The sequence below is a fragment of the Bradyrhizobium sp. SZCCHNRI20481 genome (genome assembly GCF_032485055.1).
GTDB lineage: Bacteria > Pseudomonadota > Alphaproteobacteria > Rhizobiales > Xanthobacteraceae > Bradyrhizobium.
The window spans coordinates 237017-257956 of the sequence record NZ_JAUEUE010000007.1; the positions used below are offsets into that span (position 1 = coordinate 237017).

The window sequence follows — 20940 nt, forward strand, 5'->3', positions numbered from 1 at the left end:
GATCGATCTACTTCACCGGGCGTTTCTCCAGCTTGCGCGCGAGCGTCCGGCGATGCATGCCGAGCCGTCTTGCAGCCTCGGAGATGTTGAAGTCGGTCTCGATCAGGGTCTGGTGGATGCGCTCCCATTCCAGCGTCTTGATCGAGGTGGAGCGCTCGGCCAGCGCCACTTGCGCATTGCCCTGCGCCTTGCGGAACGCCTCCTCGATGTCGTCGGTGTTGGACGGCTTGGCCAGATAGTGGCAGGCGCCGAGCTTGATCGCCTCCACCGCCGTCGCGATGCTCGCGAAGCCGGTGAGCACCACGATCAGCATCTCCGGATCATGCGCATGCAGCTTCTCGACGCAGACGAGGCCGGAAGCGCCGCCGAGCTTGAGATCGACGACGGCATAGCCGAACGTCTTCCTCTTGAGGATCTCGTCGACGTCCTCGAGCGAGCCGGCGACGACGGCCTCGTAGCCGCGCCGTTCGAACGAGCGCTTCAGGGTGCGTGCAAAACCGTCATCGTCCTCGACGATCAAGAGGGACAGGTCATTCGCCATCGCGCTCTCCAATGACAAGCGTCGACAACGGCAGTGACAGCCGCACGGTCGCCCCACGTCCCCGGTGGTTCCAGGCCGAAACGCTGCCGCCCAGCTTGCGGATCACGTTGACCACCAGGAACAGGCCGAGGCCGCGGCCCGGGCGGCCCTTGCTCGACTGATAGGGACGTCCGAGTTGACCTAGCATCGCCGGATCAAAGCCCGGCCCGCGATCGCTGACGCTGAGCAGCAGCTGATCACCATCTCGTTCGGCCACGAACTCCACCCACTCGCGCGAGACTTCGAACGCATTGTCGAGCACGTTGACGATCGCCTGCTTCAGCGCGACGTCGGAGACGATCGCCGGGTCCGAGCCGAACTCGTTGCGGAACATCAGATTGCGCGCCGAGCGCGCCGCGCTCCATTCGGCGACCAGCGTCGTCAGGAACGCCTTCAACGTCGTCGGCGCCGAGCCTTCGCCGCGCGCCTGACCGGCCGAGACCAGGATGTCGGTGACGATCGACTTGCAGCGCTGCACCGCCGCTTCCATTTCCGTGAAATCCTCCGCGAGCGCCGGATCGGCAGAGATCGCGGTCATGCGGTGCCAATCGTTCAGGATCACCGAGATCGACGCCAGCGGCGTGCCGAGCTCATGCGCGGCGCCTGAGGCGAGCAGGCCCATGCGGATGATGTGGTCCTGCTCGACAGCGTGCTGGCGCAGATCGGCAAGCTTGGCGTCGCGCTCGCGCAGGTTCCGGTTGATGCGGGTGACGAAGACGACGAGCAGCACGGCGTCGAGCACGAAGCCGACGAACATGCCGGTGATGTGCAGGGTGAATGCATCGCTGACGTGATGCTGCGGCAGTTGCAGGGGACGGTACTCGATGGTGAGCCAGATGAAGCTGAGCACCGTCAGCGCGACCAGCGACCAGGACGAGCGCGCATCGAGCAGAACGGCCCCCAGCGTGACCTGCAGCAGATAGAGGCACGTGAACGGATTCGACGCGCCGCCGGTGAGATAGAGCTCCGACGTCAACGCCACGACGTCGAGCATCAGGGCGATCAGCAGGTGACGATTGCCGACGTCGTCATGCGTGCGCAGCCAGATATGGCTGGCGATATTGAGCGCCACCAGCGCGCAGATGATCGCCGCCATCGGCAGCAGCGGCAGCGCAATGCCGAACCAGGTGGTCACGAAGCCGATGGTGACGATCTGACCGACCACGGCGATCCAGCGCAGCTGGATCAGCAGCACCATGTTCTTGCGGTTGGTCGCGTCCTTCGTCGGCAGCGGCGCGTTGATCTCGGGTGTGGCGATCGCGGCCACGGCCCCAAACGGCAGATTAGGGGCCTCGCTTCTCATGAGGCCACGTCCGATCTCCGCCGACAGAACGGCGAGCTTCGATCCCTCAAGACGCCGCCCCGCATCCACCCATGTCCTGCCGCCGCTGATCCCATTCCACATCCTGCGCTGCCGGCGCTTCGCGCTCACTCTGCCCGCGGCGGAGCCGCTGCAGCCCGGCGCCGGCCAGCATGAGGGCCAATGTAAACCAGGTCAGCGCGTAAACCAGATGGTTGTTCGGAAACGAGATCACCGTGAGTCCCCCGATCGGAAGCCCGCCGGGATTCGGGGTCGCATCGGCATCGACGAAGAACGGTGCGACGTCGGACAGACCGCGCGCCGCCGCGATCGCCACGACGTCACGTGAATACCAGCGATTGTCCGCGGGATCGTTGTGGCGCAGGAAGCCGCCGCCCGGCTCGGAGATCCGCAGCAATCCGGTCACGCCGACCGTGCCATCGGGGTTCCCGGCGCTGCGGCTCGCCGGCGCACGGCGGTCCGCGGGCACGAAGCCGCGATTGACGAGCACGGTGCCGGCGGCGGTCTGCAGCGGCGTCACCACCCAATAGCCGGAGCCCTCGACCGTCAGCGCCTGGACCAGCGTCTCGCGGTCGTTGAGGAAGCGGCCGCTCAACGTTATCAGCTTGTACTCGTCGTCGCTGCGATCGATGGCCGGCCAATCCGCCGGGCTCGGCGCCGGCACGGGCGCGGCATGAACGCGGCGCTCGACACGATCGATCAGGTCGAGCTTCCAGGCCCGCCGCTCGATCTGCCAGACGCCCAGCGCCAGCAGCATCGCGACGCAGGCAACCCACGCCGCGCCGATCGCGAGCCGCAGCGCGCCGGATCGCCCGCGGCCGGCCTCGTCGCGTTCCCCTGCCCCGTCGGCAGGAGCTGACATCACGGCGTCTGGCCCATCTCGTGCACCGGCATCATGTTCGTGGTCAGGTGATGCATGACCCAGAGCGAGCCGCTGAGCGCAATCACCACCATGATGATCGTGAAGATCAGCGCCATCATGGTCCAGCCACCCTCGGCCTTGGTGTTCATGTGCAGGAAGAAGACCATGTGAACGACGACCTGCACGGCCGCGAGCGCCATGATGATCAGCGCCGTGGCCTGCTTGTCGAGCGAGCCGGTCATGACCAGCAGGAACGGGATCGCGGTGAGGACGACCGAGGCGCCGAAGCCAATCAGTTGGCCAGAGCGCGTGCCAGCATGGGCATCGGCGGCATCATGGGCGTGTGCGTGAGCGCTCATCGAAGCATCCCCATCAGATAGACGAAGGTGAAGACACCGATCCAGATCACGTCGAGGAAGTGCCAGAACATGCTCAGGCAGACCAGCCGCCGCCGGTTGGCCTCGATCAGGCCGTGAGTCCTGACCTGCACCATCAGGGTGACCAGCCAGACCAGACCGAACGTCACGTGCAGGCCGTGGGTTCCAACCAAGGTGAAGAACGACGACAGGAAGGCGCTACGCTGCGGCGTCGCGCCCTCATGGATCATGTGCGCGAACTCGGTCAGCTCGATGCCGAGGAAGGCGAGGCCGAACAGCCCCGTCACCACGAGCCAAACCTGCATCGCGCCAACGCGGTTCCGCTGCATCGACAGCATCGCGAAGCCATAGGTGAGCGACGACAGCAGCAGGAACGAGGTGTTGACCGCGACCAGCGACAGGTCGAACAGGTCCTTCGGCGCGGGACCTGCCGCGTATTTGGCGCCGAGCACGCCATACACGGCGAACAGGATCGCAAAGATGAGACAGTCGCTCATCAGATAGATCCAGAAGCCGAGCATCGTGCTGCTGCCTTCGGGATGCTCGTGCTCGTCGACGACATAGAAGACCGGCTCCCCGGCCTTCAGAGTGCCCATCGCAACGGTCATGACTTGGCTCCTGCGGCGAGCAGCTCGGTGCGCGCACGCTCGGCGCTGACAACCTCATCGGCCGCGATGTGGAAGCTGCGGTGATAGTTGAAGGTGTGGCCGATCGCGACCGCGAGCAGCGCGATGAAGCTGCCGGCCGCCATCCACCACATGTACCAGATCAGGCTGAACGCCATGGTGGTGCTGAGCCCCGCAAGGACGACTCCGGTGCCGGTGTTGCTCGGCATGTGGATCGCCTTGAAGCCGGCGAGCGGACGCGTGTAGCCGCGGCGCTTCATGTCCCACCAGGCGTCATTGTCGTGCACCACTGGCGTGAAGGCAAAATTGTAGGCCGGCGGCGGCGACGACGTCGCCCACTCCAGGGTGCGCGCATTCCAGGGATCGCCGGAGACGTCGGCGAGCTGCTCGCGGTGGAGGATGCTGACCGCGATCTGGATCAGGAAGCTCGCGATGCCCAGCAGGATCAGGAACGCACCGATGCCGGCGACGACGAACCAAATCTGCAAGCTCGGATCGTCGAAGGTGCGCAGCCGACGGGTCACGCCCATCAGGCCGAGCACGTAGAGCGGCATGAAGGCGAAGTAGAAGCCCACCGTCCAGAACCAGAACGACATCTTGCCCCAGAACGGGTCGAGCCTGAAGCCGAACGCCTTCGGGAACCAGTAGGCGATGCCGGCGAACAGGCCGAACAGCACGCCGCCGATGATCACGTTGTGGAAATGCGCGACCAGGAACAGACTGTTGTGGAGCACGAAGTCGGCCGGCGGCACCGCGAGCAGCACGCCGGTCATGCCGCCGATCACGAAGGTCAGCATGAAGGCGACCGTCCACATCATCGGCAGCTCGAAGCGGATGCGGCCGCGATACATCGTGAACAGCCAGTTGAACATCTTCGCGCCCGTCGGGATCGAGATGATCATCGTGGTGATGCCGAAGAAGGAGTTCACGCTGGCGCCGGAGCCCATCGTGAAGAAATGGTGCAGCCAGACGAGGTACGACAGGATCGTGATCACGACCGTGGCGTAGACCATCGAGGTGTAGCCGAACAGGCGCTTGCCCGAGAAGGTCGAGGTCACCTCGGAGAAGATGCCGAAAGCCGGCAGGATGAGGATGTAGACCTCCGGATGGCCCCAGATCCAGATGAGGTTGACGTACATCATCGGGTCGCCGCCGAAATCATTGGTGAAGAAGTTGGTGCCGACGTAGCGGTCGAGCGACAGCAGCGCTAGCACCGCCGTCAGCACCGGGAAGGAGGCGACAATCAGCACGTTGGTGCACAGCGAGGTCCAGGTGAAGACTGGCATCTTCATCATGGTCATGCCGGGCGCACGCATCTTGACGATGGTGCAGATCAGGTTGACGCCGGACAGCAGCGTGCCGACGCCGGCGACCTGCAGGGCCCAGATGTAATAGTCGACGCCGACATCCGGACTGTAGGAGAGGTTCGACAGCGGCGGATAGGCCAGCCAGCCGGTGCGCGCGAACTCGCCCACGAACAGCGAGCACATCACCAGCACGGCGCCCGACGTGGTCATCCAGAAGCTGAAATTGTTGAGAAACGGGAACGACACGTCGCGGGCGCCGATCTGCAGCGGCACGACATAGTTCATCAGACCGGTGACCAGCGGCATCGCCACGAAGAAGATCATGATCACGCCGTGCGCCGTGAACACCTGATCATAATGGTGCGAGTTCAGGTATCCCTCGGAGCCGTTGAACGCGATCGCCTGCTGCAGCCGCATCATCAGCGCATCGGCGAAGCCGCGCAGCAGCATGACGATGCCGAGCACCATGTACATGATGCCGATGCGCTTGTGGTCGACGGTGGTGAACCACTCCTTCCACAGATAGCCCCACAGCCGCAAATAGGTGATAGCGCCGAAAAGCGCGATGCCGCCGAGCGCGACCATCGCGAAGGTGCCGACGATGATCGGCTCGTGCAGCGGCAGCGACTCCAGCGTGAGCCGGCCGAAGATCAATCGGGTGAGATCTGACGTGTCGAACATGATGTGACCCTCACGAATCCGACTTGGAGGCTGGCCCCGTGATGAAAGACGCCTTCGACGGCCGCAGCAGGCTGGGCCGTTCAAGGCCGCGGCCCTGCAGCGGCGTCCAATCGAGTGGCGCGAGAACGGTGGGCGACGATTCCGCAGCCATGCGCGTGACCTGGTCGCCCGGCAGGCAGACGCCGCCGGCGACGAAGCTCGGCTCGGCGCCGAAGACGGCGCCACGCGCGGCGAACTTGTCGTAGGCGAGCGGCAGCGTGTTGCGGACGCCGGCCAGGCCCATGCCGCCTCTCGCGTCGATCGCCATCATCTCGCTCATGCACATCTTGCCCGGTTCGACGCACATGTTGAGGATGGCGCGGAACAGGTCAGCATCGACCGAGGCGAAATGGCGGACCGGCTCGTCGGTGCTGGGACGCTCAAGCACGAGATAATCCGGCTTGCCGAGGTGATTGCCACTGGCCTTCGCCTTCTCGATCCAGCCGGAAAACTCCGCATCCGACAGACCATGAAAGGCAAAGCGCATGCTGGAAAAGCCGGCACCACTATAGTTGGCCGAGAAGCCGCGATAGACGCCGGGCTTGTTGATGACCGCGTGCAGCCGGCTCTGCATGCCCGGCATCGCATAGATCTGGCCGGCCAGAGCGGGGATGTAGAACGAGTTCATCACCGAGGACGAGGTGATCTTGAAATCCAGCGGCCGGTTCACCGGTGCGGCGAGTTCATTGACGCTGGCGACGCCGTATTCCGGGTAGATGAACAGCCACTTCCAATCGAGCGCGACAACGTTCACCTCGAGCGGCTTGTCCTGCGGCGTCACTGGACGATCGACCGCGATGCGCCCGAGCGTGCGGTAGGGATCGAGCAGATGCGTGCCCATCCATGTGACCGCGCCCAGGCAGATGATGATGAGCAGCGGCGCCGCCCAGATCAGCAGCTCGAGCTGGGTGGAGTGATCCCAATCCGGCGTGTAGCTCGCCGCCTGGTTCGACTGGCGGTAGCGCCAGGCCACGATCGCCGTCGCCGCCATCACCGGCACCACGATCAGGAGCATCAGCACCGTGGCGATGATCACCAGATCGCGCTGCTGGGCGGCGACGTCGCCCGAGGGCGCGAGCACCACCAGATTGCAGCCACCGAGCGCGAGCCCCAGCGGCAGCAGAGCCAAGGATTTCCAGTAACGCACGCTCAACCTCGTCAAGGCGGATCTCTGAACGAGGCCTCACCTAGCGACCGGACGACACGGCCGACATTGGACAATTTGTCCAATACCGGAGCGGCGCCGAGGACGACAATTACGGGGCGTGAATAGAGTACGAGAGGACTGCAGGCAGCGCGATGACACAGGCAGCGGCGACCGCCGACGGCGAAACCCATCTCTCCCGCACGCATGAGGCGCATCCGGGCGAGATCGCGATCGGCGTGATCATCGGGCGGACGTCGGAGTTCTTCGACTTCTTCGTCTATGCCATCGCCTCGGTGATCGTGTTTCCGCGCTTGGTGTTTCCGTTTGCGGACGAGCTGACGCAGACCCTGTATTCGTTCGCGCTGTTCGCGCTCGCCTTCCTCGCGCGTCCGTTCGGCAGCGTGATCTTCATGGCGATCGACCGCCGCTACGGCAAGAGCGCCAAGCTGATCACCGCATTGTTCCTGCTGGGCACCTCGACCGTCGCGATCGCGTTCCTGCCGAGCTACCACACCGTCGGTGCGGCGGCGATCTGGCTGCTGGCGCTGGCGCGGATCGGCCAGGGTCTCGCCTGGGGCGGCGCCTGGGACGGGCTGGCGTCGCTGCTCGCGATGAATGCGCCGGAGCACCAGCGCGGCTGGTACGCGATGATTCCGCAGCTCGGCGCGCCGCTCGGGCTGATCGTCGCCAGCGTGCTGTTCGCGTTCTTCGTCGGTTATCTCTCCGCGGCCGACTTCTTCGACTGGGGCTGGCGGTACCCGTTCTTCGTGGCGTTTGCCATCAACGTCGTGGCGCTGTTCGCGCGGCTGCGCATGGTCGTGACGCCGGAGTATGATGAGCTGTTCCAGTCGCGCGAATTGCAGCCGGCACGCGTCATCACCACGATTCGGCACGAGGGCCGCAACATCGTGATCGGCGCCTTCGCGCCGCTGGCGAGCTTCGCGCTGTTCCACATGGTGACGGTGTTTCCGCTGTCCTGGGTGTTCCTGTTCACCAAGGAGACGCCGGCGCGCTTCCTGCTCATCGAGGCCGTCGGTGCGGTGTTCGGCGTCGTCGCCATTGTCGCGTCTGGCATGCTGGCCGACCGTATCGGTCGCAAGTCGCTCTTGATCGGCTCGGCGATCGCAATCGCGGTGTTCTCGGGCTTCGCGCCGCAACTGCTCGACGCCGGCCCGGTCGGCGAGACCATCTACATGGTGCTCGGCTTCATCCTGCTCGGCCTGTCGTTCGGCCAGTCCTCGGGCGCGATCGCCGCCAACTTCGCGCGCACCTATCGCTACACGGCCTCGGCCCTGACCGCCGACCTCGCTTGGCTGTTCGGCGCCGGCTTCGCGCCGCTCGCCGCCCTGCTGCTGGCCGCCTATCTCGGCCTGATTTCGGCCGGCGGTTATCTCTTGTCCGGCGCCGTCTGCACCCTGCTCGCGCTGTGGCTCAGCGCGCCGCGGCAGCTGCAGCAGGTGTGAGGCCTCACCAGCCGCGCCACTTCCGTTCCGCCTCGTCCCACGCGGCGAGCGGCTGCAGGTCCGGCACCCAGGCGAGTCCTGTCTTGGCGTCCGACGACACCGCTTCCGGCGTGACGACCATGTCGAGCAGCGCCGGGCGGTTGGCCAGCGCGCGCTGGATTGCGGGGCCGAGCTGCTCCTCGGTCTCGACGCGCTCGGCATGCATGCCGAAGGCGCGCGCCATGGCGGCGTGATCGGCGAATTGCAGCTTCGTGCCGACGACCTTGCCGTGTGTCACCGCCTGGTCGTGCACCTCGATCTGCCAGGCGCCGTTGTTGGCGACGACGATCAGCACCGGCGCCTTGTGGCGCACCGCGGTGTCGACCTCGATCGCGTTGAAGCCGAAGGCGCCGTCGCCGGTCGCGACCACCACGGGCTTGTCGGGAAAAGCGAGGCTCGCGGCGATGCCATAGGGCACGCCGATGCCGATGCAGCCGAAGGGGCCGGGATCGAGCATCAGGGGCGCGCTGAGGCCGACGCGGGCAAAGGACAGGAAATCGCCGCCGTCGGTGATGACCACGGCGTCATTGCCGATCGCCTCCTGCAGCGCCGACAGCACGCGATTCGGATGCAGCCGCCCGTCCGAGCCGGCCGGCGCCGTCGCCATGCTCTGCTTCAGCTTGGCCGCGCGCTCCTGATGCGCGGCCCGCAGTTTTGCGGCCCATTGCCGATCGATGGCCGATTCGCGGTTGCCCGCCAGCGCCACCATCGCGCGCAAGGTCCCCGCTGGTGTCGCCAGGATCTCGGCCCCACCGCGCCGATTGTCGCGCAGCTCGCTCGCGGTGTCGCTGATGCGGACGAACTTGGCGTCCTTGAACACGGCAGGCGAGCCGTAGGCGAGCTGGAAGTCGAGCCGGCGGCCGACCGTCAGCACCACGTCGGCATCACCCATCACGGCGCCGCGCATTGCACCGACGACCGAGGGATGATCGTCGGGCACGAGCCCCCTGCTTTCGCCGGTGTCGAGATAGACCGCGCCGAGCCGGTCGAGCAGCGCGATCAGCTCGGGCCCGGCGCCGCGCGCGCCGCGGCCGGAGATGACGAGCACACGGCGCGCCGACCACAACAGCTCGACCGCCTTCTCGACCTCGGCCGGATCAGGCCGTGTCGCCGCGCGCGGCTTCGGCGCGAGATGCTCCTCGAGTTGCAGCGCCTTCGGCACGACGCCGCGCAGCGTGTCGACGGGAAAATCGATGAAAACCGGGCCAGGCTCGCCGCCCTCGCCGAAGGCACGCGCGATCGCCTCGTCGAGCTCCTGCAGCACCAGCGACGGCTCGCGCACGGTGCGCGCATAGCGCGTGATCGAGCGCACGAGCTGGGTGTGATCCATGTCCTGCAGGCCACCGCGGTTCTCCTGCGGCCGCGGATTGCCGCCCGACATCACCAGCACCGGCGCGCGCGAGACGTGGGCATTGGCGATGCCGGTGATCGCGTTGGTCACGCCCGGCCCCGCGGTGACCAGCGCGACGCCGAGCTCGCCGGTGAGCTCGGCATGCGCCTGCGCCATGTGCACGGCGGCGCGCTCGTCGCGCACGTCGATGATGCGGATGCCTTCAGCATCGAGCCGCATCCAGATCGGCATAATGTGGCCGCCGCACAGCGCGAACACGCGGCTGACGCCGCGGCGCTTGAGCAGGCGGGCGATCAGATCGGCGGCACTGTCGGGAGAGATCTTCATCTGACGACTCCTGCGGATGGTGACGTGATCAGCCCGGCGCGAGCCAGGCCACGAGCAGCGAGACGGTGAGAACGGCTGACATGTGCGAGACGAGAATCGAGCCCGAGGTGACGCCGGCCTCCAGACCATAGAGCTTGGCGATCGTGAACGGCCCGGAGCCGATCGGCAGCGCGCTCAGGATCACGGCGGAATGCGACCACAGCGGCGGCATCGAGAACACGTGGAAGGCAAGCAGCGCGGTGACCGCCGGCTGCATCACGAGCTTCAGCGATACGAGAATGCCGATCGAAGCCGCATCGTGCGTCACCGCCCGTTCCTGCGCCAGGAACAGGCCGATGCACACGAGCGCCGCCGGCGATGCTGCTCCACCAAGCAAAGTCGTGAAGCTCAGGAACGGCGCTGGCAATGCAAAGCCGCTGAGGCCCACAGCGAGCCCGGCCACGGGCGCGATGAACAACGGGCTCGTCAGCAGCGAACGCGCGACCTTGACGACCGTCGCCCCGAGCGTGGCGCCCTTCTGAAGATCCATCTCGACGACCACGATCGCGAACAGGAACAGCACGCAGGCCGTGAACAAGGTAGCGATGATCGAGGCCGGCGCGCTGTCCGGACCGAACACCAAGAGGCACATCGGAATGCCCATGAAGCCGACATTGCTGTAGCCGGCGTCCAGTCCCTCGATGCTGGCGTTGGCAACGCGACGGCCGCGCAGACGGCTGATCACGAAACCGGTCGCGAACGTCGCGGCAATTCCGCCGCAGAAGGCGCCGATGAAGCCGAACTGGCTGACCTGCTCGACGCCGATCCTGGACATCGCCGTGAAGATCAGCGCCGGCAGCGCCAGATAGACCGCGAAGCGGTTGAGATTGTCGGTCGCGGTGCGGTCGAACACACCGAACCAGCCGCACAGGAATCCGGTCAGGATCAGCGCGAAGATCGGAAGAGCGGAATTGAGGACGGCCTGCATCGCAGCTACATATCAGACCGTACGGCATTGCCGCGGCTCACTGCGTAAATCTCTTCTTCAATTCGCGATGCAGGATCTTGCCTGTCGCGTTGCGCGGCATCTCGCTATCGGTGATGAAGGCGTAAGAGCGCGGCCGCTTGAAGCCGGCGAGCCGTTCTTTCGCCCATTCGGCCAGATCGCCCTCCTTCACCGCCATGCCGTCGCGCGGCACGATCACGGCATGGACGCGCTCGCCCCATTTGTCGTCGGGCAGGCCGATCACCGCGATGTCCTTGACACCAGGATGCGCGCCGACCATCGCCTCGACCTCGGAGGGATAGATGTTTTCGCCGCCTGAGATGATCAGGTTGCTCTTGCGGTCGGCGAGATGGATGTAGCCGTCGGCATCGCGACGGGCCATGTCGCCGACCGAGCAGTAGTCGCCGCGGAACGCCTCCTTGGTCTTCTCCGGCAGACGCCAATAGCAGTCGAAGGTGTGAGCGTTCGAGGAATAGAGCTCGCCTGCCTCGCCGTCTGGCACCTCATGTCCCGCATCATCCAAGATGCGGATGGGCGCGGCGCCGACGCATTCGCGCCCGACCGAGCCGAGCTTGGTGAACTGCTCATGCGGATGCAGCATGGTGACCCAGCCGGTCTCGGTCGCGCCATAGAGCTCGTAGAGCCCGGACTTCGGGAACATCTCCATCACCTCGCGCTTGGTCTCCGGGCGGGCCGGCGCCGAGGAGATCATCAGCTTGGTGACCGCGCTGAAATCATGCTGCGCGCGCACCGCGCGCGGCAGATCCAGCATCATGATGTAGTGCGTCGGGACCAGCGAGGTGAACGTGGAGCCGCCGTCCGCAAGCGTCGTCACGGCGTGCTCGGGATCGAAACTCTTGCGCGAGTAGATCGAGTTGACGCCACCGATATAACCGAACGCGCCGAAGAAGTTCAGCGAGTTGGCGTGGCACATCGGCATCACCAGCAGCGCGCCGTCGTTGCGGCTCAGCTTCAGCTCGATCTCGGTGACCATCGACAGGAGGACAGCACTGCGATGGCTGCGCAGCACGCCCTTCGGCTTGCCGGTGGTGCCGGAGGTGTACATCAAGGTCCAGGGATCGGACAGCGCGACCTGCTGGTCGGGCTCCCGATCCGCGGCCATCGCAATGATGTCCTCATAGCCGCGATAGCCTGCCGGACGCGGCTTCGCGCCGAAATGGATGAAGCGGTCATCGGCGATGCCGAGATCCGTGCGCGCCTCCTCGACCAGGCCGACGAGTTCGTCCTGCACGATCATCGCCGCCGCTTCGGCGTTCTGGACGATGAACTGCACCTCGGACGCGGTGAGGCGGAAATTGATCGGCAGCGCCACCAACCCGGCTTTGGCTGTGGCCGCATAGATCTCGCACCATTCAACGCAATTGTAAGCAAGGATCGCAACGCGATCGCCCTTGGCAAGGCCGAGCCCGAGCAGCGCGTTTGCGAGCCGGCACGTGCGCTCATTCCACAGCGCAAAGCTCATCGCACGTTCGAGATCGCGGGCACCGGTGCGCTCCGGCGACATGCGCGCATGGGCCGACAGCATCTGCCCGAAATTCAAGAGATCCCTCATCGTCGTTTCCTCCCGGCAACCGGGTTCACGACGCCGACTGGCGCGCGCCTCCAGCGGAGCGCGATGAAGGTCGGCGGCGGGCTAGTTGATATCCTTGGTGATCCGCACCAGCGTCTGATCGACGAAGCTCTTGGCGTCTTGATCCGGCTTGCGGAACAGCTCGCGCTCGACCGTCAGCGTCCGACCGGGCACCGTCTTCTTGCAGACCTCGCGCAGGAACACGCCGCCGACCGGCTGCTCGCCCGCCGTCGGCTCCAGCTCCTTGCAGTTCCAACCCTCGGCGCCATAGCGCGACTTCACCTGGTTGCCGAGCAGGAACGCCTTCTTGCGAATGTAGAGCCGCGCCCTCGGATCGGTCTCGATCGTCAGGCCGGTGACAGTGCCCTTGTCGTCGACCAGGACCGTCAGCAGCACGGGATGACCGGCCACCTTGGTGCCGTCCTGGCTGGTCTCCGGATCGAAGTCGAAACGCACCGCATGCCGCGCCTGCTCGTCCGCGGGACAATCGCGCCACGCCGACCACGCACTGAGCTTGCGGTTTGGGTCCTTGGCGCAGGTCAGATTGACATAGCCCTCACTAGGCAGGTCGCCGACCGGCATGCCGACGGTGATGTCACGCAGATCGTAGTTCGGCACGGCCTGCGCGGAGGCCGCATGCATCAAGAACGGCAGCACGAACGTGGCGAAGATCGCAGCGCAGGTTGACCGTTTCATTTCGATGGCTCGCTTGCAGGCTTGCTGGCATTCGCCTTGTAGATATCGCAGACCCGGGACGTGTTGCCGAAGAAGGCGGTACACTCGTCGTAGCTCGGCTCGCCGCGTCCCTTGATGTGCGCGAGCACGTAGTCCGCGACCGCCTCGATATCGTTGGGCCGCAGGAACACGCCGCCTTCGGGCGGCATGCGCTCGCCGACATCCTGGCGGCTCATGTCGTAGCACTTCGCCGTGTCATAGGAGCCGCGCGCAAAGTACGGCATGCCCGTGCCGGGACGGCCGCAGGTGACGGTCTCGACGATGTGCTGGCGGTCGAGCTCGGTCTTGCGCAGCGACAGCGCGTCGCCGCCGTAGCCGCCGCCGCCATTGCCGTGCCATTTGTGGCAGCCGACGCAGTTCGCACGCTTGAACACGGCTTTGCCGGCATCGGTCGGATCTGCCGGCGCCGCAGACTGCGCCAATGCGAGCGAAGCGGAGCCGAGGACGAGAGCCGACGCCACAGCGAACGTGATCGCACTGAGTTTCATCTGATTTTCTTGTCGAACAGGGGATGAGGACGGAGCGGAGGCTATGCCTCCGCTCCGCAATCGACTTCACAGCGAGAAGACGTAGAGCATCGAGCCGGGCTGGATCTTCTTCAGCTCGGGCGTGGATTCGATGAACCACTTGTCCCAGGCGCCGCCGAGACCGACCAGGATCGCGACATACTGCTTGCCGTCGACCGAGAACGTCACGGGAGGCGCATTGACGCCGCCGCCGGTGTTGAACTCCCACAGCTTCTGCAGCGTCTTGGCATCGAGCGCCATCACCTCGCCCGAGGGCTGGCCGGTGAAGACGAGATCAGGCGTCGACAGCATGCCCCCGAGGTTCGGGAACGGCGTCTCCATCTTGCCGGCGATCTTGCCGGTGGTGACGTCGATCGCGGTCACGCTGCCCGTGATCTTGAACGGCTGGCTCGGTCCGCCACCGGTCCAGAATTCGCGCGCCTTGAGCTTGTCCTTGGTCGCCTCCTCGACGGTGATCCGGTTGCAGCTCTCGATGACAGGGATGTACCAGAGCTTCAGGTCCGGATTGTAGGAGGTCGGCGGCCAGTTCTTGCCGCCCATGTTGCCCGGGCAGATGTCCGCGACCTTGTTCTCACGATGCGGCGTCACCGACGCATTGTAGCGCTGCACCGGGTTCTTCGGATCATACTCGATCGGCTTGCCGGTCTCGGCATCGAGCCCCTTGGTCCAGGTGACCTTCTTGACGAAGGGCAGACCCCAGATGAACTTGCCGCTGGTGCGGTCGATCGCATAGGCGAAGCCGTTGCGGTCGGCTTCGAGCGCGAGCTTCAGGGTCGAGCCGTTCGGCGCGAGCACATCGACCAGGACGTTCTCGGCGACGCTATCGTAGTCGTAGGGATCGTTCGGCGTGTGCTGATAGTGCCACTTGATCTTGCCGGTGTTGGCATCGAGCGCCAGCGAGCTGTCGGTGTAGAGGTTGTCGCCCGGACGATAGGCGTTGTCCCAGTCCGGACCGGGATTGCCGACGCCCCAGATGATGGTGTCGGTCGCCGGATCATAGGTGCCCGTGACCCAGGTCGAGCCGCCGCCGGCCGCAGCCGCGTCGTTGCTGTCCTTCCAGGTCTCGCTGCCCGGCTCGCCCTTCCCCGGAATGGTGTGGGTGCGCCAGACCTCCTTCTGCGTGCCGAGATCGGTCGCCGCGATCCAGCCGCGGATGCCGTATTCGGCGCCGGCCACGCCCGAGATCGCCATGTTCTTCACGATCAGCGGAGCACCGGTGATGACCTCGCCCTTGTCGGGATCGGCAACCTGGCGCTGCCAGGCAACCTGGCCGGTCTCCTTGTTGGTCGCAATCAGACGGCCGTCGAGCGTGTGCGAGACGACCAGATCGCCCCACAGCGCGACGCCGCGATTGTCGACGCCGCAGCAGGCGATGGCGCCGGCCCAGTCGTGATCCGTCTTAGGATCCATCTTCCAGACCAGTTGGCCTTTGCCACCGCGCGCGTCGATCTTGTAGACCGAGCCCCAGCCGTCGGTGACGTAGATCATGCCGTTCTCGACGATCGGCGTGCCTTCGAGACCGCCGTGGCTCCAGATGCCGCCGCCCTCGACGCCGCCGAGATGCATCGTCCAGGCGACCTTCAGGTTCTTGACGTTATCCTTGTTGATCTCCTTCAGTGCCGAGAACCGTGTGCCCGAGTAGTTCTTATGATGGTGGAGCCAGTTGCCGGCTTCCTTGTCGGCGTTGAGCAGCCGTTCGGGGGTCATTTCGTCGGCGGCCTGCGCCGGCGATGCAAGCTGGAAACAGGCGAAGGCTGCGCTGGCCAGCAGCACCGCCCGCAGGGTCGACCTGACGTTAGTCCTCATCGTTTCCTTCTCCCATTATATTGATTATGAGTTGGAGCGAATACCGCTCCGCCAAGCGCGGCGGCGGAGGGCAGCAGGCGACAAACACGCTTCAAGGCGACTTGCGAACCTCGACCTCCGTTTCGATGGATCCTGCTTTCTGGAATACGATCGTGCAGGTGAAGCGCTTGCCTGGCTCGAGCGGCTCCCGCGTCTGCAGCAGCATCACGTGATAGGCGGTCGGCAGCAGCACCAGCGTGCTGCCCGCGGCGATTGGAATGTTGGGAATGGAGCGCATCGCCGGCGCGCCTTCGCCGCGGTCGACGGTGTGCCGCTCCGAGAAATTGGCGATCGGACAACGCACGCGCATCAAGGCTTCCGGCGCGGTCGTGTCATTCTTGATCGTGATCAGCAACGGGATATCGCGTCCCACCTCGGGCGCCGCCGGCACCCACGCATCGGACAAGGTCAGGCCTTCTCCGGCCGCCCCGAGCGCAGGCGCCATCGCGGCGAACGACGCGACCGAGGCCACCAGCAATGCCCGCGACACCGCCAGCATGACGCCGGCGGGCACGCTGCCCTCCGAGCGCACGGACCAAACCTGATCGCGCTCCAGACTGGTCGGATCTTCCGACAACGGAGTCCCTCCCTATTTGGCCGCTTTTTAACTTGCCTTAACGCAGCGTTCTTTTTTGAATTCGTACTCTGAATTCGAATACCTCGCAAATGGATTTTCGGACTTGACATGCTAATGTGCGGCAAAATGTGATGACCCATGCGAATCGTGCCCGCCGCTCCCTCTCTGGTCGACCAGGTCGTCGAAGCGATCACTGACGAGATCGTCAGCGGCGTTCTCACGCCGGGCTCGCGGCTGATCCAGGACGATCTGGCCCAGGCTTACGGGGTATCGCGCCAGCCGGTTCAGCAGGCGCTGATCCTGCTCCGCGGCTGCGGGCTGGTGCAGAGCGCGCCCGGCCGCGGCCTGATCGTGGCGCCGCTCGACCCCGGCTTCGTTCGGGACCTCTATGAGATGCGCGCGGTGCTCGAAGGCCTCGCGGCGCGGCTGGCCGCCGAGCGCGCGAGCGATCGCGCCGCACGCGAAGGTCCGGCCTACATCGCAGCCGGCCACGAGGCGGTGAAGAGCGGGCTCGTCAACCGCAAGATCGAGACCGACATCGCCTTCCATTGCTTCCTCGGCGACCTCTCCGGCAACGCGCTGATCGGCGAGACGATGGCGCCGCATTGGCCCTGCCTGAAGCGCGTGATGTCCGACGTCCTGCAGAAGGAGCAGAGCATGTCCCGGGCGGTCTGGGACGAGCATGAGGACATTCTTGCAGCCGTGATCGAAGGCCGCAGCGCCGAGGCCGAACGGCTGAGCCGCGAGCACATTTCGCGCGCGGCCAGTGTGTTCATCCATCACCTCGAAATCCAGCAGGACAGCAAGCCCAAGCAGCGGCGAACGCTCACTGCGCGGAAATTCTCGCTATGACCCCGTTCAGACCGACATCGGCCGCAATGCGAGCGCCGGGCTCCGGCACGGCAGCTCCACATTCGCGACCGGACATCACACCTGATCCCGTGGAGGCCGTGTGCCGCCGCTGAAGACACAGCCGAGCCTGACCGAACGCGTCTACGAGCGCATTCTCTCCGACATCGTCGGCGGCGAACTGCCGGAATCGGCCCGCCTCATTCAGGACGATCTGGCCCGCGACCTCGGCGTATCGCGCCAGCCGGTGCAGCAGGCGCTGCTGCTGCTGCGCAATCACGGCTTTGTGCGCGAGGCGCCGGGCCGCGGCCTGGAAGTCGCGCCGATCGACACCGACTTCATCCGCAACCTCTATGAAATACGCGCGGTCGCCGAGGGCCTCGCCTGCCGGCTCGCGGCGACCCGCGGCGCCAAGCGAGCGGCCGAGGAAGGCCCGAATTTGATCGAGCAGGGCCGGAGCGCCGAGCGCGAGCATTCGGTCGAGAAGCTGATCGAGGCCGACGTCAAGTTTCATGAATTCCTCTACGAGATCTCCGGCAACTCCGTCATCCAGGACACCACGCTGCCGCATTGGCTGCATCTGCGCCGGCTGATGGGCGAGGTGCTGATGCGCGACGAGACGCCGCGGCGAATCTGGGATCAGCATGAGGACATCCTGCGGGCGGTGATCGCCGGCGATGCGCAGAAGGCCGAGGATCTCGCACGGCAACACATCACGCGAACCGCAACCGTGCTGCTGGCGCGGTTGACCAATCAGCGCGAGCGCGTGCCGGTCGCGACGGCGTCCTGATCACCTCGGGCTTGGCTTCTGCCCGCAACATCCGACGGCACCGCCGTCAGGAACCCCAACATCGTTTCGAAGGGATACCCAGCATCCCACTTCAGCGTCGGCAGCAGCCCCGCCGCTATGGTCAAGCCGCCGGCAAGCTGAAAGAGAACGTGGCGCCGCCCTGCGGCTCGTTGGTCGCGGACAGCTCGCCGCCGTGCTCGCGGACGATGCCGTAGCTGATCCACAGCCCGAGCCCCGTCCCCTCCCCGACGCGCTTGGTCGTGAAGAACGGCTCGAAGATGTGGGTCAGGTGATCCTTGTCGATGCCGGGGCCGTTATCGGTGATGCGAAAGGCGATCTCGTTGCCCTGGCGCGCCACCGCGACCAGAAGACGCGGCAGGTCGGTCGATCGCATCGCGTCGATCGCGTTCTCCACGAGGTTGACGATCACCTGATGCAGCTGGCCTTCGTTGCCGGAGATCCACAGATCCGGCTCGACCTCGATCTGGATGTCGACACGATGCTGCTTGGTGCGCCCTGCCCACAGCACGGCGGTATTGATCAGCCGTTCGATGTTGACGCGCTCGACCTCGCCGAGCTTCGAGAACGACAGGCGGCGCAGGTTCTTGACGATCTCGCTGATGCGCACCGCACCTTCCAGCGTGCCGTCGATCAGCGGCCCGAAATCCTCCAGGATGGCGTCGATCCTCAGATCCGAGCGAAGCGCGGCGATGTCCTCGCTGACCGGCTGCTCATGGATGGCATCGAGATAGCCGACCAGCGAGGTGCGGTAGCGCATCAGGGTGTGGATGTTGCCATAGACGAAGCTGATCGGATTGTTCAGCTCGTGGGCCACGCCCGCGACGAGCCGGCCGAGGCTTGCCATCTTCTCCTGCTCGACCAATTGCCGCTGCGCCCGCTGCAGCTCCTGATGCGCCTTGTGCAGGGCCTCATAGGCGCGGCGCAGCTCGCCGATCGGACGGCCCGTCAGCACGACGCCGATGAAGCGGCCGCGATGGTCATGCCGCGGCGAGCTGTTGATCGCGAACAGGTCGGAGCTGACGCCGGCCGCCGCGGCAAAGCGCAATTCACCGTCGACCACTTCCGCGCTGCTGCGCGGCTTCAGCAGCGAGACAAGTTTGGGCCGATGATCGGGATCAATCATCTCGGCGATATCGCGACCGGCGATGTCAGCCAAGGCCCGTCCCGATGTCTGCAGAAAGGCGGAGTTGGCCTGCTGCACCGTGCCCCTGGCGTCACAGACGACCAGGATGTCGGAGACGGACTCGATGACGTTGGTGACGAACGCCTGGGCTTCCTCGAGCTCGGCGTTCTTGTGCTCGAGATCGACCTCGTAGCGCAGCAGGTCGGAATAGACCTCGTCCATCTTGCGGATCACTTCGATCCACACGCCTTCGCGCTCGCTGTCGAATTCGAGCGTGCTGCTGCTCGCGATCAGCTTGAGCAGCGTGTCAGCCCCGGACTCAGGAGAGTGAGTGGCCTTTGCCATGTTTCTTCAGATCGTATCTCGACAATTTGTTCCGGAGCCCCACCCGTGACAGGCCGAGCTCGCTGGCGACGCGACTGATGTTACCATCATATTTCTCCAGACAGTGAACGATGATGGTCTTTTCGAGATCCTCGACCCTGTCCTTCAGGCTCCCGGAACCATTGAGCTTGCCATTGGGTATCGCGGGCGCGGCGCGGCGTGCGCTGCGCCGGGCGGCGAACGGCGGACAGCGCAGCTCGTCGGCATCGGCCAGCACGGCCATGCGCTGGATCTCGTTCTGCAGCTCGCGGACATTGCCGGGCCAGTGATAGCGGGAGAATTCCTCCAGCGCCGCCGGTGCGAAACGCAGATGCGGCCGGTTGAACGATGTCTTCACCGCCGACAGCACGCCCTCGGCGATCAGCGGAATGTCCATCGGACGCTCGCGCAAGGACGGCATGTGCACCGGAAACGCGGCGAGCCGGTAGTAGAGGTCGCGGCGGAAGCGGCCGGCCTCGACTTCGGCCTCGAGATCCCGGTTGGTGGCAGCGACCACGCGCACGTCGACCTGGCGCACGCGCTGCGCGCCGAGCGGCCGGATCTCGCTCTCCTGCAGCACGCGGAGGAGCTTGACCTGAAATGCCGGCGAGGTCTCGCCGATCTCGTCGAGAAAGATAGTGCCGCCATCGGCAACCTCGAACAGGCCGATGCGGTCCTGATAGGCGCCGGTGAACGCGCCCTTCTTGCAGCCGAACAGCTCGCTTTCCAGCAGCTCATCCGGCAGCGCGCCGCAATTCTCGACGACGAACGCCTTGGTGGCCCGCGCAGAACCGTAGTGAATCGCGCGCGCCAGGAGCTCCTTGCCGGTGCCGGATTCGCCGGTGATCAAGACCGAGATGTCGTAGTCGGCGGCGCGCCGGCCGAGCTCGATCACGTTGCGCATCGGGCTCGCGGCCGAATGCACGATGCGGTCGAAATCGTAGAGCTGCTTGGCGGCGCCGCGCTTGACCGACACCACCTTCTTGATATGGGCCGGCGTGGCCTTCACGTCAACGCCGGCGGTCTCCGTCTCCTTCTGCAGCCGGTACAGCTGCACGGCCTCGCGGACGATCTCGATCAGGCGATCCGGCTGCCAGGGCTTTGTGATGTACTGATAGATGCCGGCCTCGTTGAGGCCGGCGATGATGTCCTCGGAGTCCGAATAGCCGGAGATGATCATCCGTACAGGGTCGGGCCACATCTCGCGCACGCGCTTCAGGAAGCTGACGCCGGACTCCTGCGGCATGCGCTGGTCGCAGATCACGGCATGCACGATCTCGCCTTCGAGCAGCTTCTCGGCATCGTTCGTGTTGCCCGCGCACAAGACCTCGAAATCCTGGTTGAGGACGCGGCGCAGCGCCTCCTGCGACCGGACCTCGTCATCCACGACCAGTATCGTTCCCTGGATGCCCAT

General features: G+C 65.4%; 19 protein-coding genes. 3 read left to right on the forward strand and 16 right to left on the reverse strand.

Translation table 11 applies throughout. The annotated features are described in order from the left end of the window. Positions 1–7: 7 nt before the first annotated feature. From QX132_RS13765 to cyoA, 7 genes are read right to left on the reverse strand one after another with little or no spacing between them, the layout of a single operon-like run. Positions 8–541: a response regulator transcription factor gene (locus QX132_RS13765; protein ID WP_316161512.1), complete on the reverse strand. Its 534-nt coding sequence runs from the start codon at positions 539–541 to the stop codon at positions 8–10. Further along, a complete protein-coding gene (locus tag QX132_RS13770; RefSeq protein ID WP_316161513.1) occupies positions 531–1883 on the reverse strand; it encodes an ATP-binding protein in 1353 nt (450 codons plus the stop codon). Before QX132_RS13770 ends, QX132_RS13765 begins: the two co-directional genes overlap by 11 nt. Positions 1884–1929: 46 nt before the next feature. After that, entirely contained in the window at positions 1930–2763 is an 834-nt protein-coding gene (locus QX132_RS13775) for an SURF1 family protein (protein WP_316161515.1), read from the reverse strand. Then, positions 2763–3122 (reverse strand): cytochrome o ubiquinol oxidase subunit IV, encoded by a 360-nt coding sequence (gene cyoD / locus QX132_RS13780; RefSeq protein ID WP_316161517.1) that lies wholly within the window; start codon positions 3120–3122, stop codon positions 2763–2765. The genes QX132_RS13775 and cyoD overlap by 1 nt, the downstream gene beginning before the upstream one ends. Then, positions 3119–3748: a cytochrome o ubiquinol oxidase subunit III gene (gene cyoC, locus QX132_RS13785; RefSeq protein WP_315778830.1), complete on the reverse strand. Its 630-nt coding sequence runs from the start codon at positions 3746–3748 to the stop codon at positions 3119–3121. Before cyoC ends, cyoD begins: the two co-directional genes overlap by 4 nt. Next, the gene (cyoB, locus tag QX132_RS13790; RefSeq protein WP_316161518.1) at positions 3745–5754 is read right to left on the reverse strand and encodes a cytochrome o ubiquinol oxidase subunit I; all 2010 of its coding nucleotides are present in this window, start codon (positions 5752–5754) and stop codon (positions 3745–3747) included. The genes cyoC and cyoB overlap by 4 nt, the downstream gene beginning before the upstream one ends. A 10-nt stretch (positions 5755–5764) precedes the next feature. Further along, entirely contained in the window at positions 5765–6940 is a 1176-nt protein-coding gene (gene cyoA, locus QX132_RS13795; RefSeq protein ID WP_316161652.1) for a ubiquinol oxidase subunit II, read from the reverse strand. Positions 6941–7092: 152 nt separating this feature from the next. On the opposite strand from cyoA, the gene QX132_RS13800 reads away from it, so the two are divergent. After that, positions 7093–8403, forward strand: coding sequence for an MFS transporter (locus QX132_RS13800; protein ID WP_315796240.1), 1311 nt, complete (start codon positions 7093–7095; stop codon positions 8401–8403). Positions 8404–8407: 4 nt separating this feature from the next. On the opposite strand, the gene QX132_RS13805 is transcribed toward QX132_RS13800, so the two are convergent. The 7 genes from QX132_RS13805 to QX132_RS13835 form a co-directional block, all read right to left on the reverse strand. Continuing rightward, the gene (locus tag QX132_RS13805; protein WP_316161519.1) at positions 8408–10120 is read right to left on the reverse strand and encodes a thiamine pyrophosphate-binding protein; all 1713 of its coding nucleotides are present in this window, start codon (positions 10118–10120) and stop codon (positions 8408–8410) included. Between the two features lie 28 nt (positions 10121–10148). Then, positions 10149–11087: an AEC family transporter gene (locus tag QX132_RS13810; RefSeq protein ID WP_315796236.1), complete on the reverse strand. Its 939-nt coding sequence runs from the start codon at positions 11085–11087 to the stop codon at positions 10149–10151. 37 nt (positions 11088–11124) lie between these two features. Further along, positions 11125–12678, reverse strand: a complete 1554-nt coding sequence (locus tag QX132_RS13815) for an AMP-binding protein (protein WP_315796235.1) — start codon at positions 12676–12678, stop codon at positions 11125–11127. 81 nt (positions 12679–12759) lie between these two features. Then, complete coding sequence (locus QX132_RS13820) at positions 12760–13392, reverse strand: hypothetical protein (protein ID WP_315796234.1); 633 nt, start codon at positions 13390–13392, stop codon at positions 12760–12762. Continuing rightward, positions 13389–13919, reverse strand: coding sequence for a c-type cytochrome (locus QX132_RS13825; RefSeq protein WP_315755013.1), 531 nt, complete (start codon positions 13917–13919; stop codon positions 13389–13391). The genes QX132_RS13820 and QX132_RS13825 overlap by 4 nt, the downstream gene beginning before the upstream one ends. 66 nt (positions 13920–13985) lie before the next feature. Beyond that, positions 13986–15764 (reverse strand): PQQ-dependent dehydrogenase, methanol/ethanol family, encoded by a 1779-nt coding sequence (locus QX132_RS13830; protein ID WP_315796232.1) that lies wholly within the window; start codon positions 15762–15764, stop codon positions 13986–13988. Positions 15765–15855: 91 nt separating this feature from the next. Continuing rightward, positions 15856–16380 carry a copper chaperone PCu(A)C gene (locus QX132_RS13835; RefSeq protein ID WP_315796230.1) on the reverse strand — a complete coding sequence of 175 codons (525 nt, stop codon included), beginning with the start codon at positions 16378–16380 and terminating at the stop codon, positions 15856–15858. Between the two features lie 138 nt (positions 16381–16518). Here QX132_RS13835 and QX132_RS13840 point away from each other — a divergent pair, with 138 nt between their 5' ends. After that, positions 16519–17232, forward strand: coding sequence for a GntR family transcriptional regulator (locus QX132_RS13840; protein ID WP_315755007.1), 714 nt, complete (start codon positions 16519–16521; stop codon positions 17230–17232). 100 nt (positions 17233–17332) lie between these two features. After that, positions 17333–18019 carry a GntR family transcriptional regulator gene (locus QX132_RS13845; protein WP_315736729.1) on the forward strand — a complete coding sequence of 229 codons (687 nt, stop codon included), beginning with the start codon at positions 17333–17335 and terminating at the stop codon, positions 18017–18019. 121 nt (positions 18020–18140) lie between these two features. Here the strand turns inward: QX132_RS13845 and QX132_RS13850 are convergent, their stop codons facing one another. Next, complete coding sequence (locus QX132_RS13850; RefSeq protein WP_315796228.1) at positions 18141–19508, reverse strand: sensor histidine kinase; 1368 nt, start codon at positions 19506–19508, stop codon at positions 18141–18143. Further along, entirely contained in the window at positions 19483–20940 is a 1458-nt protein-coding gene (locus tag QX132_RS13855; protein ID WP_315796226.1) for a sigma-54 dependent transcriptional regulator, read from the reverse strand. The genes QX132_RS13850 and QX132_RS13855 overlap by 26 nt, the downstream gene beginning before the upstream one ends.

Coding starts and splice junctions, on each gene's coding strand:
- QX132_RS13840 (WP_315755007.1), top strand. CDS start 16,519: ATGCGAATCGTGCCCGCCGCTCCCTCTCTGGTCGACCAGGTCGTCGAA.
- cyoB (WP_316161518.1), bottom strand. CDS start 5,754: ATGTTCGACACGTCAGATCTCACCCGATTGATCTTCGGCCGGCTCACG.
- QX132_RS13815 (WP_315796235.1), bottom strand. CDS start 12,678: ATGAGGGATCTCTTGAATTTCGGGCAGATGCTGTCGGCCCATGCGCGC.
- QX132_RS13830 (WP_315796232.1), bottom strand. CDS start 15,764: ATGAGGACTAACGTCAGGTCGACCCTGCGGGCGGTGCTGCTGGCCAGC.
- cyoD (WP_316161517.1), bottom strand. CDS start 3,122: ATGAGCGCTCACGCACACGCCCATGATGCCGCCGATGCCCATGCTGGC.
- QX132_RS13770 (WP_316161513.1), bottom strand. CDS start 1,883: ATGAGAAGCGAGGCCCCTAATCTGCCGTTTGGGGCCGTGGCCGCGATC.
- QX132_RS13855 (WP_315796226.1), bottom strand. CDS start 20,940: ATGGGCATCCAGGGAACGATACTGGTCGTGGATGACGAGGTCCGGTCG.
- QX132_RS13775 (WP_316161515.1), bottom strand. CDS start 2,763: ATGTCAGCTCCTGCCGACGGGGCAGGGGAACGCGACGAGGCCGGCCGC.
- QX132_RS13800 (WP_315796240.1), top strand. CDS start 7,093: ATGACACAGGCAGCGGCGACCGCCGACGGCGAAACCCATCTCTCCCGC.
- QX132_RS13765 (WP_316161512.1), bottom strand. CDS start 541: ATGGCGAATGACCTGTCCCTCTTGATCGTCGAGGACGATGACGGTTTT.
- QX132_RS13825 (WP_315755013.1), bottom strand. CDS start 13,919: ATGAAACTCAGTGCGATCACGTTCGCTGTGGCGTCGGCTCTCGTCCTC.
- QX132_RS13810 (WP_315796236.1), bottom strand. CDS start 11,087: ATGCAGGCCGTCCTCAATTCCGCTCTTCCGATCTTCGCGCTGATCCTG.
- QX132_RS13805 (WP_316161519.1), bottom strand. CDS start 10,120: ATGAAGATCTCTCCCGACAGTGCCGCCGATCTGATCGCCCGCCTGCTC.
- QX132_RS13850 (WP_315796228.1), bottom strand. CDS start 19,508: ATGGCAAAGGCCACTCACTCTCCTGAGTCCGGGGCTGACACGCTGCTC.
- cyoC (WP_315778830.1), bottom strand. CDS start 3,748: ATGACCGTTGCGATGGGCACTCTGAAGGCCGGGGAGCCGGTCTTCTAT.
- QX132_RS13820 (WP_315796234.1), bottom strand. CDS start 13,392: ATGAAACGGTCAACCTGCGCTGCGATCTTCGCCACGTTCGTGCTGCCG.